16 protein-coding genes are annotated in these 14,204 nt (G+C 66.4%); 8 read left to right on the top strand and 8 right to left on the bottom strand.

Annotated elements, in window-relative coordinates; translation table 11 throughout:
- Positions 1–4: 4 nt before the first annotated feature.
- The 5 genes from LMJ29_RS04455 to pilG all read right to left on the bottom strand — a co-directional run bounded on the left by LMJ29_RS04455 (position 5) and on the right by pilG (position 4,473).
- On the bottom strand, positions 5–868 hold the full coding sequence (locus LMJ29_RS04455) for a CheR family methyltransferase (RefSeq protein ID WP_229604378.1): 864 nt from the start codon (positions 866–868) through the stop codon (positions 5–7).
- A gap of 62 nt (positions 869–930) precedes the next feature.
- Positions 931–2,979 carry a methyl-accepting chemotaxis protein gene (locus LMJ29_RS04460; protein WP_229604304.1) on the bottom strand — a complete coding sequence of 683 codons (2,049 nt, stop codon included), beginning with the start codon at positions 2,977–2,979 and terminating at the stop codon, positions 931–933.
- 88 nt (positions 2,980–3,067) lie between these two features.
- Positions 3,068–3,604 carry a chemotaxis protein CheW gene (locus LMJ29_RS04465; protein ID WP_229604305.1) on the bottom strand — a complete coding sequence of 179 codons (537 nt, stop codon included), beginning with the start codon at positions 3,602–3,604 and terminating at the stop codon, positions 3,068–3,070.
- Between the two features lie 44 nt (positions 3,605–3,648).
- Entirely contained in the window at positions 3,649–4,014 is a 366-nt protein-coding gene (gene pilH / locus LMJ29_RS04470) for a twitching motility response regulator PilH (protein WP_229604306.1), read from the bottom strand.
- 48 nt (positions 4,015–4,062) lie between these two features.
- Positions 4,063–4,473, bottom strand: coding sequence for a twitching motility response regulator PilG (gene pilG, locus LMJ29_RS04475; protein WP_229604307.1), 411 nt, complete (start codon positions 4,471–4,473; stop codon positions 4,063–4,065).
- 244 nt (positions 4,474–4,717) lie between these two features.
- On the opposite strand from pilG, the gene gshB reads away from it, so the two are divergent.
- From gshB to LMJ29_RS04510, 7 genes are all read left to right on the top strand, one after another.
- Positions 4,718–5,674 (top strand): glutathione synthase, encoded by a 957-nt coding sequence (gshB, locus tag LMJ29_RS04480; protein WP_229604308.1) that lies wholly within the window; start codon positions 4,718–4,720, stop codon positions 5,672–5,674.
- A 123-nt stretch (positions 5,675–5,797) separates the two neighbouring features.
- Positions 5,798–6,691 carry an energy transducer TonB gene (locus tag LMJ29_RS04485; RefSeq protein ID WP_229604309.1) on the top strand — a complete coding sequence of 298 codons (894 nt, stop codon included), beginning with the start codon at positions 5,798–5,800 and terminating at the stop codon, positions 6,689–6,691.
- Positions 6,692–6,752: 61 nt separating this feature from the next.
- On the top strand, positions 6,753–7,319 hold the full coding sequence (locus tag LMJ29_RS04490; RefSeq protein WP_229604310.1) for a YqgE/AlgH family protein: 567 nt from the start codon (positions 6,753–6,755) through the stop codon (positions 7,317–7,319).
- Positions 7,316–7,750, top strand: coding sequence for a Holliday junction resolvase RuvX (gene ruvX / locus LMJ29_RS04495; protein WP_229604311.1), 435 nt, complete (start codon positions 7,316–7,318; stop codon positions 7,748–7,750). The genes LMJ29_RS04490 and ruvX overlap by 4 nt, the downstream gene beginning before the upstream one ends.
- Positions 7,751–7,767: 17 nt before the next feature.
- Positions 7,768–8,283 (top strand): bifunctional pyr operon transcriptional regulator/uracil phosphoribosyltransferase PyrR, encoded by a 516-nt coding sequence (gene pyrR, locus LMJ29_RS04500; protein ID WP_229604312.1) that lies wholly within the window; start codon positions 7,768–7,770, stop codon positions 8,281–8,283.
- Positions 8,284–8,293: 10 nt separating this feature from the next.
- Positions 8,294–9,298, top strand: coding sequence for an aspartate carbamoyltransferase catalytic subunit (locus LMJ29_RS04505; RefSeq protein ID WP_229604313.1), 1,005 nt, complete (start codon positions 8,294–8,296; stop codon positions 9,296–9,298).
- On the top strand, positions 9,295–10,566 hold the full coding sequence (locus tag LMJ29_RS04510) for a dihydroorotase (protein ID WP_229604314.1): 1,272 nt from the start codon (positions 9,295–9,297) through the stop codon (positions 10,564–10,566). Before LMJ29_RS04505 ends, LMJ29_RS04510 begins: the two co-directional genes overlap by 4 nt.
- A gap of 58 nt (positions 10,567–10,624) precedes the next feature.
- On the opposite strand, the gene LMJ29_RS04515 is transcribed toward LMJ29_RS04510, so the two are convergent.
- The 3 genes from LMJ29_RS04515 to LMJ29_RS04525 form a co-directional block, all read right to left on the bottom strand.
- Positions 10,625–11,029, bottom strand: a complete 405-nt coding sequence (locus LMJ29_RS04515; protein WP_229604315.1) for an NINE protein — start codon at positions 11,027–11,029, stop codon at positions 10,625–10,627.
- A gap of 114 nt (positions 11,030–11,143) precedes the next feature.
- On the bottom strand, positions 11,144–12,292 hold the full coding sequence (locus LMJ29_RS04520; protein ID WP_229604316.1) for a PilT/PilU family type 4a pilus ATPase: 1,149 nt from the start codon (positions 12,290–12,292) through the stop codon (positions 11,144–11,146).
- 72 nt (positions 12,293–12,364) lie between these two features.
- Complete coding sequence (locus LMJ29_RS04525) at positions 12,365–13,399, bottom strand: type IV pilus twitching motility protein PilT (protein WP_229604317.1); 1,035 nt, start codon at positions 13,397–13,399, stop codon at positions 12,365–12,367.
- Positions 13,400–13,470: 71 nt separating this feature from the next.
- Here LMJ29_RS04525 and LMJ29_RS04530 point away from each other — a divergent pair, with 71 nt between their 5' ends.
- The gene (locus LMJ29_RS04530) at positions 13,471–14,178 is read left to right on the top strand and encodes a YggS family pyridoxal phosphate-dependent enzyme (protein WP_229604318.1); all 708 of its coding nucleotides are present in this window, start codon (positions 13,471–13,473) and stop codon (positions 14,176–14,178) included.
- The last annotated feature ends 26 nt before the right edge of the window (positions 14,179–14,204 follow it).

A 14,204-nucleotide genomic window follows, 5' to 3' on the forward strand; every position in this document is an offset into this window, starting at 1 on the left:
ATGGTTACCCCTTTCGGGTAAAGGCCAGCACCTGCTCATCGGCCACCGGTTGCAGCAGCGGATGATGCCAGTCGGCCACTTCGCCGACTCCGATCACCAGCAGCCCGCCCGGTGCCAGCCGCTCGGCCAGGCGCGCCAGGATGTCGCGCCGGCGCCAGCGCCGGAAATAGATCAGCAGGTTCTGACAGAAGATGACGTCCATGCCGCGCTGCGGCGCACGCGCCAGATCGAGCACATTCAGACGGGCAAAACAGGTGCGCTCCCGCAGAGCGTCGCACACGGTAAAACTGCCATCGGGCTGCGCCAGGAAGTAGCGCTCGAGCAACGCTTCTTCCAGCTCGCCTACCCGGCGCGAACCATAGTTGCCCTGTCGGGCACGGGTCAGCGCGTTGAGGCTCAGGTCGCTGCCGGTCACCCCGAAGCAGGCATCCAGCCCGGCCTCGCGCTGCACCTCCGCGGCCACCAGGGCCAGCGAATAGGCTTCTTCGCCCGAGGCGCAACCCACACTCCACAACTGCCAAGCTGCCCCCGCCGCCGACCCGGCCAACTTTCCGTGCAGATACTCGCCGAGCAGCCGGAACGACGGCGAATGACGGAAGAAGTGGGTTTCCTGCACGGTCAGGTGGTCCATCAGGTGCGACCATTCGACCGCACCGCGCGGCCCGTCGGTCACCTGCTGGTAGTAGGCGGTGTAGCTGTCCAGCCCCAGCTCGCGCAGGCGCGTCGCCAGGATGGTCTGCAGGAAGGCGCGGCGCTGCTCGTTGAGTACGATGCCGCTCCGGGTTTCCAGCAATTCCTGCCAGGCCCGGAATTCCGCTGCCGTGATATCGGGCAGGGGTTTCATCGCCCAGACCGCGCTTGGCTGCATGCCGCGCCCCTCGTTCATGCTCGTCCGGCGGCGGCCCGCTCAGGCCGCCGCCCTCCCTGGTTTCAGGCCTGTTCCCGGTGTTCCGGCAGGGTGAAACCGGATACCGACTTGCGCATGTCGCTGGCCATCTTGGCCAGGTTGCCGATGCTGCGCGCCGTGGCGGTGGTACCCGACGAGGTCTGGGTGGTGATCTCCTGGATCACGTACATGGTGTTGGAGATGTGGCCCGCCGAAGACGACTGCTGACGGGCGGCGTTGGAAATGTTCTGAATCAACGCAGCGAGGCTGCGCGATACCTTCTCGATCTCCTCCAGGGCCACACCGGCGTCCTGGGCCAGGCGGGCACCGCGTACCACCTCGGTGGTGGTCTGTTCCATCGAGATGACCGCCTCGTTGGTGTCGGTCTGAATGGTCTTCACCAGCGCCTCGATCTGCTTGGTTGCCGCCGAGGAACGTTCAGCGAGGCGCTGCACCTCGTCCGCAACCACCGCGAAGCCGCGGCCGGCGTCACCGGCCATCGACGCCTGGATCGCCGCGTTCAGTGCCAGGATGTTGGTCTGGTCGGCAATGTCGTTAATCAGGCTAACGATGTCACCGATCTCCTGGGACGATTCGCCGAGGCGCTTGATTCGCTTGGAGGTGTCCTGGATCTGCTCGCGGATGTTGTCCATGCCGGAGATGGTGTTCTGCACCACCTCGTTGCCCTTGTTGGCGATGGCCACCGAACGCTCTGCTACCGCGGCGGATTCGGCGGCGTTGGCCGATACCTGGTCGATGGACACCGCCATTTCGTTGATCGCCGCGGAAGCACCGGCGATCTCCTGGGCCTGGTGCTCGGAAGCCTCGGCCAGGTGCATGGCGGTGGCCTGCGTTTCCTGGGCGGCGGCAGCCACCTGCACGGCGGTCTGGTTGATGGTCTCTACCAGGTCGCGCAGCTGGTCGATGGAGTAGTTGATGGAGTCGGCAATGGCGCCGGTGAAGTCCTCGGTCACCGTGGCCTGCACGGTCAGGTCACCATCCGCGAGGTCGCCGATCTCGTCGAGCAGACGCAGAATCGCGGTCTGGTTACGGTCATTCTTCTCGGCGGTTTCAGCCAGACGCGAACGGGTATCGCGCACCAGGATCAGCGCCATCAGCATGATCGAGGCCAGCGCCACCAGACCCAGCACGTAGCCGGCCAGGGTGTTGAAGGTTCGGCTGTCGGCGAGGTTCTCGAAGTCGGTGGCCAGGGTGGTGGTGTCTTCCAGCACTTTCTGCGACACCACGAAGATGTTGTTGGCCGACTCGCGCACCTGGAACAGTTGCGGCGAGGTTTCCAGGATCTCGTCCACCGAGCCGGAAACGAAGGCGAACAGTTCGGAAATCTCGTTCAGACGGGTAATGGCCTCGGCATCGGTCACCTTGGTGATGCCCATCGCCGGGTTGCCCTCGTGCATGCCTTTCAATACGCGGCCGAACAGGCTGGCGTCGCGACCGAAGCTGTCGGCGGCCTGTACGGAGTCCTCGGCACCGGCGAGCACCTTGTTCACCGCGGCGAGAATACGTTCTGCGAGCAGGGTCTGGCGCTGGGCCACGGCCACCTGGTCGGGCGAGGCGCCGTTTTCGAGAAGGATGTCCACCACCTCTTCGTACTCGGCCTGCAGCTGCGGAATGGTTTCCGCCAGGGTCTCGGCCACCTGGTGCAGCGACAGCACGGTCTGCTGACTGGCCAGAATCGAGTCGGCACTGTCGCGCAGACGCTGCCAGTCGCCGCCCAGCGCTTGCATGTCGGCGGACACGGCTTCCGGACTGGCCGGCAGGCCGGTGTCCGCGTTGCCGTTGCTCAGCCAGCCCCAGCGCTGCTCGAACTCTTCACGCTCGGTTTTCAACAGGCTGAATGCTTCCGGCTTGCCCGCTGCGGCCTCGACCGCGTTCTTGGCGATACCCTGGGAAAGCAGCCGCAGCTCGCCTGCGTGGCCGATGTACTGCTTGTCGTAGTCAGCCTGTTGATTGAGATATGCGAAGTTGGCAAACAGCAGCACCAGCGAGACGATCAGCACGGCAAACAGCCCGCCGATCAGCATGCTGCTGCGCATACCCGTGAAGAGATTGCCTGCGTTGAGTTTTTTCATCGTCTGGCCCCCGCCTGGACCTTCCACACTAAACGGTTCCAAGTAACGGCGCGGGCCGCAGGGCGGTCCGACCGGTAGATCTAGCTAGCTATACGGCAATATCGAGAAACGCCGACTCCCTGGCCAGCGCATGCGGGCTGAATACCAGCCACGGACGCTCACGCTGGAACACGCCATGGATCAACGGTTGAACGGACGCCTCGAGCGGCGGCAGCTGCTCGGTGAAGGTTTCCACGGAGAAGTGCTGCATGCCGAATACCTCGTCGACCACCAGGCCGGCGAAGACCTTGTCATGCTCCACCACCAGGATGCGCCGCTGCTTGCGCAGCGGCGAAAGCTCGCCGCCAAGAAATCCACACAGATCCATGATTGGCAGCAGACGGCCGCGCACGTTGGCCACACCCCTGATCCAGGACTTGACGCCTGGCAGCTGGGTATAACGGGGCTCGTGCAGGACCTCGGTCACCTCGCCCATGGGTGCGACGTAGAGTCGCGAGCCCATTCGAAAGCCGATGCCGCTCCAGCTCTGCGCCACTTCCTGCTGGGCTGGCAGACCCGCGGAATAGCGACGGCAGAGCTGATCGATGTCGAGCAGGTGCTGGAAAGGAGTCATGACGTCGGACATGCCGCTGCTGGCCTATGTTCTGCGTGGCGCGGTGCGATGAACCATCAACCCGCCTGAACCGCAGCGATGGTCTTGAGCAGGGTTTCTTCATCGACCGGCTTGGTCAGGTAGTCACGTGCCCCCTGACGCCGCCCCCAGACCTTATCGGTTTCCTGGTCCTTGGTGGTGACGATGATCACCGGAATGTGACCGGTTTCCGGATCCTTGGTCAGCTGGCGAGTGGCCTGAAAACCATTGAGCCCCGGCATGACCACGTCCATCAGGACCACGTCGGGCATTTCCTGGCGCGCCAGGGCAACGCCGTCAGCACCGTTTTCCGCCTTGAGCACCTGATGCCCGTTTTTCTCGAGCATGGCGGTGAGCTTGTACATCTCGGTCGGCGAATCATCAACAATCAGAATACGAGCCATGGAATCCCCCAATTGAAGGCACGCGTCAGCAGCCGGTCAGGCCGGACATCAGGTGGTTACTTGTTCCACCGGCACAAAACCCGGGACGTGCGCCTTGATGGCCCCGAGCAGTTCTTCCTTGCTGAAGGGCTTGGTCAGATACTGGTCGGAACCCACGATACGCCCCTTGGCCTTATCGAACAGGCCATCCTTGGAGGACAGCATGATCACCGGCGTGGATTTGAACGCACTATTATTCTTGATCAGGGCGCAGGTTTGGTAGCCATCCAGCCGCGGCATCATGATGTCGACGAAGATGATGTTCGGGTGAGAATCGGCAATCTTGGCCAGGGCATCGAAGCCGTCGATCGCAGTTATGACGTCGCACCCTACTTTCTTCAGCAGCGTTTCGGCGGTCCGACGAATCGTCTTCGAGTCGTCGATCACCATGACTTTCAAGCTATCGGAATGCTGTTCCATAGTCTGCCCTACCATTGACTCGGTGACTCGTTGATTTCCATCGCCCAAACATTTGCAGCGCTGCCACCCACGGGCTGCTACCTGATCGTCGGGGCTTTTTAGCACACTATCCGATGGCAAGCCATAAGCCCCGGATGTGCAAGGTTTTTCCTTGACTCACGGCAAACTGACCGCCACCTTGGGCAACCGCCAATCGCTTTTTCGCGGCCGTCAAGCCGTTGTTTCGTCGTGGAGGACATCCCCTATGAGCGTTCGCCTGGGCATCGTCATGGACCCCATCGCCCATATCACTTTCAAAAAGGACAGCTCGCTGGCCATGCTGCTCGCCGCCCAGGCACGCGGCTGGTCGCTGTTCTACATGGAACAGCATGACCTCTACCTGCGCGACGGCCAGGTTCGCGCCCGCCCCCGCCCCCTGAAGGTGTTCCACGATCCCAAGCACTGGTACCATCTCGACGACCAACAGGATCTGGCCCTGCACGAGCTCGACGTGGTGCTGATGCGCAAGGACCCGCCCTTCGACAACGAGTTCCTGTATTGCACCCATCTGCTCGAACAGGCCGAACGCCAGGGCCTGCTGGTGGTCAACCGCCCGCAGAGCCTGCGCGACTGCAACGAAAAGCTGTTCGCCACGCAATTCCCCCAGTGCACGCCGCCGACCCTGGTGAGCAGGCGGGTCGACATTCTGCGCGAGTTCGCCGCAGAACAGCGTGACATCATTCTCAAACCCCTGGACGGCATGGGCGGATCGTCGATCTTCCACCATCGCCACGGCGACCCCAACCTGTCGGTGATCCTCGAAACCCTGACCGGCCACGGCAGCCGGCAGATCATGGCGCAGCGCTACCTGCCGGCGATCAAGGACGGCGACAAGCGCATCCTGATGATCGACGGCGAGCCGGTACCCTATTGCCTGGCACGCATCCCGGCGCAGGGCGAGACGCGTGGCAATCTGGCCGCCGGCGGGCGCGGCGAAGCCCGGCCGCTGACCGAGCGCGACCGCTGGATCGCCACCCAGGTCGGACCGACCCTGCGCGACCTGGGCCTGCTGTTCGTCGGACTCGACGTGATCGGCGAGCACCTCACCGAGATCAACGTCACCAGCCCGACCTGCATCCGCGAGATCGACGCCGCCTTCGGCACCGACATAGCCGGCCAATTGATGGACGCCATCGCCGGCAAGCTGGCGGCGCGCGCCTGAGTCGATGTCCGGCGCAGGCTTCGTCCGCCGCAGCGCGGAGAAAAGTTCAAGGCGCGGAGTGCTTCATGGACTTTTGCCCGAGGCGGCGGCAGACTGCGCCGATTAACTGTCATGCGCCCGCCGATGAACGCAGCTGTCCAAACCTTCACCTACCGCCCCGCCGAAGTGCGGCCGGCCGACCGCCTGGGCTTTACCCTGTTCGTGGCCGCCGCGCTGCACCTCGCGCTGCTGCTCGGCGTCAGCTTCTCGCTGCCCGAGCCGAGCATGGTGAGCAAGACCCTCGACATCACCCTCGCCACCTTCAAGAGCGCGGAAAAGCCCAAGCAGGCCGACTTCCTCGCCCAGCATGACCAGCAGGGCAGCGGCAGCCTGGAGCACAAGGCCACGCCGAAAACCACCGAACTCGCCCCCTTCCAGGACAGCGAGATCCGCCGCGTCGAACCCCAGGCCCGGCCCAAGCCGAACGACACCCCGCAGACCAGCCGAGCCGCCGTCGCGACCCGCGCACCGCAGCGCGACAAGACTCCTGCGAAGGCGGAAACCCCCAAGCCGGCGCAACCGGAGCAGCAGGTTCCGGACTTCGACAGTAGCCAGCTCTCCGACGAGATCGCCAGTCTCGAGGCGCAGCTCAGCCACGAGCGCCAGCTGTATGCCAAGCGCCCGCGCATCCACCGCCTGAACGCCGCCTCGACCATGCGCGACAAGGGCGCCTGGTACAAGGAAGAGTGGCGCCGCAAGATCGAGCGCGTCGGCAACCTCAACTACCCCGACGCCGCCCGTCGCCAGCACATCTACGGCAGCCTGCGCCTGCTGGTGTCGATCAACCGCGACGGCACCCTGCGCGAGGTGCAGGTGCTGGAGTCCTCCGGCCAGCCGATCCTCGACCAGGCCGCCCTGCGCATCGTGCGCCTGTCGGCACCGTTCGCCCCGTTCAGCGGCGACCTCAGCGACATCGATGTGCTGGAAATCATCCGCACCTGGCGCTTCGAGCGCGGCGACCGCCTGGCCAGCCAGTGACGGTCGACCATCGCGCGGGCCTACACTTGAAGCCAGGCGCCCGAAGCTCGAAACTAGGCCCATGAACAGCACCCCCAGCTATCTCAAGCATCACTTCCTGATCGCCATGCCGCACATGGGCGATCCTCATTTCGCCCAGACGGTGATCTATCTGGTCGAGCACAACCAGCATGGCGCCATGGGCCTGGTGATCAACAAGACCAGCGGCCTCAGCCTCGCCGACGTGCTCGAGCAGCTGAATCCCGGCGTCGAGCCGAGCGAGCACTGCCAGCACGTGCCGATCTACAACGGCGGCCCGGTGCACAGCGAGCGCGGCTTCGTGCTCCATCCGCAGGACTGGAGCTACCAGGCCACCCTGGAGCTCGGCGGCCTGGCACTCACCACCTCCCAGGACGTGTTGCTGGCGATCGCCGACGGCAGCGGCCCCGACCGCCAGTTGATCGCGCTCGGCTACTCCGGCTGGGAGGCCGGCCAGCTCGAGGCCGAGCTGATCGACAACGCCTGGCTGACCTGCCCGGCCGATCCGGCGGTGCTGTTCGACGTCGCCGTCGAGCAGCGCCTGCAGCGCGCCGCCGCCCCCCTGGGTATCGACCTCAGCCTGCTCTCCAGCCAGGCCGGCCACGCATGAGCGCGCCGCGCCTGCTGCTCGGCTTCGACTACGGCAGCAAGCAGATCGGCGTCGCCGTCGGCCAGGCGATTACCGGTCAGGCCCGCGAGCTGTGCGTGCTCAAGGCGCAGAACGGCGTGCCGGACTGGAACCAGCTCGAACGCCTGCTCAAGGAGTGGCAGCCGGACGCCCTGGTGGTCGGCCTGCCGCTGAACATGGACGGCACGCCCAGCGAGATGAGCGCACGCGCCGAGAAATTCGCCCGCCGCCTGCACGGTCGCTTCAACCTGCCGGTGTTCACCCACGACGAACGTCTGACCACCTTCGAGGCCAAGGGGCGGCGCCTGGCCGAGGGCCAGCGCGGCGGCTACCGTGAACGCCCGGTGGATGCGCTGGCCGCCGCCCTGCTGCTCGAAGGCTGGCTGGAGCTGCAGCCAGCCCCATCGCTTTGACTGCCCGAGGATTACCGATGACCCTGCCCGATCCCGCCGCCCTGCTCGCGCGGATGGCCGCCGAGCTGCGCGCCCACCTGACCCGCCGCGGCATCCAAGACCCGCTGTTCGTCGGCATCCACACCGGCGGTGTGTGGGTCGCCCGCGCCCTGCTCGAAGAGCTCGGCCAGAGCGACACCCCGCTGGGAGTCCTCAACGTGTCCTTCTACCGCGACGACTTCAGCCGGCACGGCCTGCACCCGCAGGTACGCCCTTCCGCGCTGCCGTTCGACGTCGAGGACCGCCACCTGGTACTGATCGACGACGTGCTGATGAGCGGCCGCACCGTGCGCGCGGCCCTCAATGCCCTGTTCGACTATGGCCGCCCGGCCAGCGTGACGCTGGCCTGCCTGCTCGATCTGGACGCCCGCGAGCTGCCGATCCGTGCCGACGTGCTCGGCGCCACCCTGTCGCTGCCCCCCGACCAGCGAGTAAAATTGCTCGGTCCCGCGCCGCTCGCCCTCGAGCTGCAGACCCTCGCCGCCTCCCACTGAGAATTCCGCGATGACGCCAACCGACGCCAAGCGCCCGTTGCAGCTCAACGACCAGGGCCAGCTGCGCCACTTCCTGTCGCTCGACGGCCTGCCCCGCGAGCTGCTCACCGAACTCCTCGACACCGCCGACTCCTTCCTCGAGGTCGGCGCCCGCGCGGTGAAGAAGGTGCCGCTGCTGCGCGGCAAGACCGTGTGCAATGTATTCTTCGAGAACTCCACGCGGACCCGTACCACCTTCGAACTGGCCGCCAAGCGCCTGTCCGCCGACGTCATCACCCTCAACGTGTCGACCTCCTCGACCAGCAAGGGTGAGACGCTGTTCGACACCCTGCGCAACCTCGAGGCGATGGCCGCCGACATGTTCGTGGTGCGCCATGCCGACTCCGGCGCCGCCCACTTCATCGCCGAGCACGTCTGCCCGGACGTGGCGATCATCAATGGCGGCGACGGCCGCCACGCCCACCCGACCCAGGGCATGCTGGACATGCTGACCATCCGCCGCCACAAGGGCGGTTTCGAGAACCTCTCGGTGGCCATCGTCGGCGACATCCTGCATTCGCGGGTGGCGCGCTCCAACATGCTGGCGCTGAAGACCCTCGGTTGCCCGGACATCCGGGTGATCGCGCCCAAGACCCTGCTGCCGGTCGGCATCGAGCAGTACGGCGTGCGCGCCTACACCGATCTCGCCGCCGGCCTCAAGGACGTCGACGTGGTGATCATGCTGCGCCTGCAGCGCGAGCGCATGCAGGGCGGCCTGCTGCCCAGCCAGGGCGAGTTCTACAAGCTCTACGGCCTTACCGAGCAGCGCCTGGCGCTGGCCAAGCCGGACGCCATCGTCATGCACCCGGGACCGATCAACCGCGGCGTGGAGATCGAGTCGGCGGTGGCCGACGGCGCCCAGTCGGTCATCCTCAACCAGGTCACCTACGGCATCGCCATCCGCATGGCGGTGCTGTCCATGGCCATGAGCGGCCAGCAGGCCCAGCGCCAGTTCGCACAGGGAGACGCCCAGTGAAAGTCAGCATCCACGGCGCCCACGTCATCGATCCGAGCAGCGGCCTCGACCGGGTCTGCGACATCCATCTCGACGGCGGCCGCATCGCGGCCCTCGGCGCGGCCCCGGACGGCTTCGACGCCGAACAGCAGATCGCCGCCCACGGCCTGATCGCCGCGCCCGGCCTGGTCGACCTGGCGGTGAGCCTGCGCGAGCCGGGCTATACCCGCAAGGGCAACATCGCCAGCGAGACCCGCGCCGCCGCCGCCGGCGGCGTCACCAGTCTGTGCTGCCCGCCGCGTACCAAGCCGGTGGTCGACACGCCGGCGGTGGTCGAGCTGATCCTGGACCGCGCCGCCAGTGCCGGGCATGCCCGGGTGTTCCCGCTCGGCGCGCTGAGCAAGGGCCTGGAAGGCGAGCAGCTGGCCGAGCTGATCGCCTTGCGCGACGCCGGCTGCGTGGCCTTCACCAACGGCCTGGCGCCGATGGCCAACAACCGCGTGCTGCGCCGCGCCCTGGAATACGCGGCCACCTTCGACCTCACCGTGGTGTTCAAGTCGCAGGATGCCGACCTCGCCGAGGGCGGCCTGGCCCACGAAGGCCCCACCGCCAGCTTCCTCGGTCTGCCGGGCATCCCGGAGAGCGCCGAGACCGTCGCCCTGTCCCGCGACCTGCTGCTGGTCGAGCAGAGCGGCGTGCGCGCCCACTTCAGCCAGCTGAGCAGCGCGCGCGGCGTGGAGATGATCGCCGCCGCCCAGGCCCGCGGCCTGCCGGTCACCGCGGACGTCGCCCTGTACCAGCTGATCCTCACCGACGAGGCGCTGGTGGGCTTCTCCAGCCTCTATCACGTGCAGCCGCCGCTGCGCTCGCGCGCCGACCGCGACGCCCTGCGCGAGGCGGTGAAGAGCGGCGTGGTGTCGGCCATCGCCAGCCACCACCAGCCGCACGAGCCGGACGCCAAGCTGGCACCATTCGGCGCCACCGAGCCGGGCATCAGCAGCGTCGAACTGCTATTGCCGCTGGCCCTGACCCTGGTCGAGGACGGCCTGCTCGACCTGCCGACCCTGCTCGCCCGCCTGACCTGCGGCCCGGCCGCCGCCCTGCGCCTGCCGGTGGGCCAGCTGGGGGTCGGCGCACATGCTGACCTGGTGCTGTTCGACGCCAAGGCGCAGACGCTGGCCGGTGAGCACTGGCTGTCGCGCGGCGGCAACAGTCCGTTCATCGGTCACTGCCTGCCCGGCGCGGTGCGTTACACCCTGCAGGGCGGCCGCATCAGCCACCAGGCTTAAGCACCCGCTCCTGAAACGACAAGGCCCGCCATTCGGCGGGCCTTGTGCATTGTGACGCTCAGAAGCGCCAGGCGTTGCGGATCGATACCTGGTCGTTGAGCGTCCAGAAATCGTAGAGCACGCCGACCAGGAAGAAACCACCGGTCAACAGGTAAAGGATGCCGGTCAGCCACTTGCCCATGTACATGCGGTGCACGCCGAAGACACCGAGGAAGGTCAGCAGGATCCACGCCACGTTGTAGCTGGTGCGCCCACTGTGGAAGCGCTGGTCGGCCTCGCGGTCCATGCCGGGAATCAGGAACAGGTCGACCAGCCAGCCGATGCCGAGCAGGCCGAGGGTGAAGAACCAGATGGTTCCGGTGACCGGTCGCCCGTAGTAGAAACGGTGGGCGCCGAGAAAGCCGAACAGCCAGAGCAGGTAGCCGATTGCCTTGCTGTGGGTGTCCTGAGTCAGAGTCGTCATGCAGTCCTCCTGGCGAATGACGGGGCGACAGCCCGGGCTGCGGATACGCGAAGGTGCTGCGTATCGAGTCTAGGCGGCCCCCGTTCGACCCGCCCGGCGCCCCGACGTTCCCATTCAGCGCCGGCGCAGGCCGGGCCGATCCTCCTCGGCATGCTCGAGACTGAGGGTCTGGGTGCTCGAGCCCAGGTGCTCGGCGTCGGTTTCCGAGCCCAGCTTGATCATCAGGCGCAGGTCGTTGGCCGAATCGGCGTGGGCCAGGGCGTCCTCGTAGGTGATCTCGCCGTTGCTGTACAGGTGGTAGAGCGCCTGGTCGAAGGTCTGCATGCCGTGCTCGGTCGAGCGCTTCATCAGATTCTTCAGCTCGTGCACCTCGCCCTTGCGGATCAGGTCGGCGGCCAAGGGGGTGTTGATCAGCACCTCGATCACCCCGCGGCGGCCCTTGCCGTCCGGGGTCGGCACCAGCTGCTGGGCGATGATCGCCTTGAGATTGAGCGACAAGTCCATCCACACCTGCTCGTGACGATCCGGCGGGAAGAAATGGATGATGCGATCGAGCGCCTGGTTGGCGTTGTTGGCGTGCAGGGTGGCCAGGCACAGGTGGCCGGTCTCGGCGAAGGCCACCGCGTAGTCCATGGTCTCGCGGGTCCGCACCTCGCCGATCATGATCACGTCCGGCGCCTGGCGCAGGGTGTTCTTCAGCGCCACCTCGTAGGACTCGGTGTCGATGCCCACCTCGCGCTGGGTGACGATGCAACCCTGGTGCTGGTGGATGAACTCGATCGGGTCCTCGATGGAGATGATGTGGCCGTTGGCGTTCTTGTTGCGGTAGCCGATCATCGCCGCCAGCGAGGTCGACTTGCCGGCGCCGGTGGCACCGACGAACAGCACCAGGCCGCGCTTGGTCATCGACAGCTGCTTGAGCACCTCGGGCAGCTTGAGCTCCTCGAAGGTGGGGATCTGCGTCTCGATGCGGCGCAGCACCATGCCCACCAGGTTGCGCTGGTAGAAGGCGCTGACCCGGAAGCGGCCGATGCCACGCGCGCTGATCGCGAAGTTGCACTCGTGGGTCTCGGCCAGTTCGCGACGCTGCTGCTCGTTCATCACCGACAGCACCGTCTCGCGGGTCTGCTCGGGCGCCATCGGGTTCTTGGTCACCGGCAGGATCTTGCCGTTGACCTTCATCGACGGCGGCACGCCGGCGGTGATGAACAGGTCGGAGCCGCCCTTCTCCACCATCAGGCGCAGCAGTTTCTCGAATTCCATGGCTTTCCTCGATGTTCCTGCGCGGCAGCTGCCGCGCGGCGGTGTGCCGGCCGCGCGGGCGGCCGGCGACGGTTACAGACTTTCCGGCGACTTGGCCTTTTCCTTGGCCGCCTCGCGGCTGACCAGCCCCTTGCTGAGCAGGTTCTTCAGGCAGGCGTCCAGGGTCTGCATGCCCAGCGCGCCGCCGGTCTGGATCGCCGAGTACATCTGCGCCACCTTGTCCTCGCGGATCAGGTTACGGATCGCCGGAGTGCCGATCATGATCTCGTGGGCCGCCACCCGGCCGCCGCCGGTCTTCTTCAGCAGGGTCTGCGAGATCACCGCCTGCAGCGACTCGGAAAGCATCGAGCGGACCATGGACTTCTCCTCGGCGGGAAACACGTCGACCACCCGGTCGATGGTCTTGGCCGCGGAGGTGGTGTGCAGGGTGCCGAACACCAGGTGACCGGTTTCCGCCGCGGTCAGCGCCAGGCGGATGGTTTCCAGGTCGCGCATCTCGCCGACCAGGATGATGTCCGGGTCCTCACGCAGTGCCGAGCGCAGCGCCTCGGAGAAGCCCAAGGTGTCGCGGTGCACCTCGCGCTGGTTGACCAGGCACTTCTTCGACTCGTGGACGAATTCGATCGGGTCCTCGATGGTGAGGATGTGGTGGTACTTGTTGCTGTTGATGTAGTCGAGCATCGCCGCCAGGGTGGTCGACTTGCCGGAGCCGGTCGGCCCGGTGACCAGCACCAGGCCGCGCGGCACGTCGGAGATCTTCTTGAACACCTCGCCCATGCCGAGGTCTTCCATGCTCAGCACCCGCGAGGGAATGGTCCGGAACACCGCGCCCGCACCGCGGTTCTGGTTGAAGGCGTTGACCCGGAAGCGCGCGACGCCAGGCACCTCGAAGGAGAAGTCGGTCTCCAGGAACTCCTCATAGTCCTTGCGCTGCTTGTCGTTCATGATGTCGTAGATCAGCGCGTGGACCTGCTTGTGCTCCATCGGCGGCAGGTTGATGCGGCGCACGTCGCCATCGACGCGGATCATCGGCGGCAGGCCAGACGAGAGGTGCAGGTCGGATGCGCCCTGCTTGGCGCTGAAGGCCAGCAGCTCGGTAATATCCATGGGGGTCCCCAATCACAAACAAGCGGGTAGAATGCCGCGACAGCCAGCGGCCGGGCGAAAAGCGGAACCAAATGTCCACGATCCCAGACAATATTGCAAAGGTCCGAGCGCGCATCCGTGAGGCAGCGCATGCCTGCGGCCGCAGTGCCGAAGGCGTGCAGCTGCTGGCGGTGAGCAAGACCAAGCCGGCTACCGCCCTGCGCGAGGCTTGCGCCTGCGGCCAGCGCGACTTCGGCGAGAACTACCTGCAGGAGGCCCTCGCCAAGCAGGCCGAACTGGCCGACCTCGACCTCGTCTGGCACTTCATCGGGCCGATCCAGTCGAACAAGACCAAGCCGCTCGCCGAGCACTTCGCCTGGGTGCATTCGGTGGACCGTCTGAAGATCGCCGAGCGCCTGTCCGCCCAGCGCCCCGCGCACCTGCCGCCGCTCAACATCTGCCTGCAGGTCAACGTCAGCGGTGAAGCCAGCAAGTCCGGCTGCACGCCCGCGGAGCTGCCGGCGCTGGCCGCCGCGGTCGCCGCCCTGCCCAACCTGCGCCTGCGCGGGCTGATGGCCATTCCCGAGCCGACCCCCGACCAGGGCGCCCAGCGTGCCGCCTTCGCCCGCCTGCGCGAACTGCGCGACAGCCTGCCGCCGCCGCTCGACACCCTGTCGATGGGTATGAGCGACGATCTGGAAGCGGCCATCGCCGAAGGCGCCACCTGGGTGCGCATCGGCAGCGCCCTGTTCGGCGCCCGCGACTACTCTCCCACCTCATCCGCGAGCCCCGCCTCCTGAGGCGCGACTCCCCGAGCAGACAAGGA

The organism is Pseudomonas oryzagri (assembly GCF_020831405.1).
Classification (GTDB): domain Bacteria; phylum Pseudomonadota; class Gammaproteobacteria; order Pseudomonadales; family Pseudomonadaceae; genus Geopseudomonas; species Geopseudomonas oryzagri.

Excerpts from the sequence above, each read along its gene's own strand:
- pyrR (WP_229604312.1), top strand. The coding sequence starts at position 7,768 with ATGACCCTGCCCGATCCCGCCGCCCTGCTCGCGCGGATGGCCGCCGAG.
- LMJ29_RS04525 (WP_229604317.1), bottom strand. The coding sequence starts at position 13,399 with ATGGATATTACCGAGCTGCTGGCCTTCAGCGCCAAGCAGGGCGCATCC.
- LMJ29_RS04465 (WP_229604305.1), bottom strand. The coding sequence starts at position 3,604 with ATGTCCGACGTCATGACTCCTTTCCAGCACCTGCTCGACATCGATCAG.
- LMJ29_RS04455 (WP_229604378.1), bottom strand. The coding sequence starts at position 868 with ATGCAGCCAAGCGCGGTCTGGGCGATGAAACCCCTGCCCGATATCACG.
- LMJ29_RS04515 (WP_229604315.1), bottom strand. The coding sequence starts at position 11,029 with ATGACGACTCTGACTCAGGACACCCACAGCAAGGCAATCGGCTACCTG.
- pilH (WP_229604306.1), bottom strand. The coding sequence starts at position 4,014 with ATGGCTCGTATTCTGATTGTTGATGATTCGCCGACCGAGATGTACAAG.
- pilG (WP_229604307.1), bottom strand. The coding sequence starts at position 4,473 with ATGGAACAGCATTCCGATAGCTTGAAAGTCATGGTGATCGACGACTCG.
- LMJ29_RS04490 (WP_229604310.1), top strand. The coding sequence starts at position 6,753 with ATGAACAGCACCCCCAGCTATCTCAAGCATCACTTCCTGATCGCCATG.
- LMJ29_RS04505 (WP_229604313.1), top strand. The coding sequence starts at position 8,294 with ATGACGCCAACCGACGCCAAGCGCCCGTTGCAGCTCAACGACCAGGGC.
- LMJ29_RS04520 (WP_229604316.1), bottom strand. The coding sequence starts at position 12,292 with ATGGAATTCGAGAAACTGCTGCGCCTGATGGTGGAGAAGGGCGGCTCC.
- gshB (WP_229604308.1), top strand. The coding sequence starts at position 4,718 with ATGAGCGTTCGCCTGGGCATCGTCATGGACCCCATCGCCCATATCACT.
- ruvX (WP_229604311.1), top strand. The coding sequence starts at position 7,316 with ATGAGCGCGCCGCGCCTGCTGCTCGGCTTCGACTACGGCAGCAAGCAG.
- LMJ29_RS04530 (WP_229604318.1), top strand. The coding sequence starts at position 13,471 with ATGTCCACGATCCCAGACAATATTGCAAAGGTCCGAGCGCGCATCCGT.
- LMJ29_RS04485 (WP_229604309.1), top strand. The coding sequence starts at position 5,798 with ATGAACGCAGCTGTCCAAACCTTCACCTACCGCCCCGCCGAAGTGCGG.
- LMJ29_RS04460 (WP_229604304.1), bottom strand. The coding sequence starts at position 2,979 with ATGAAAAAACTCAACGCAGGCAATCTCTTCACGGGTATGCGCAGCAGC.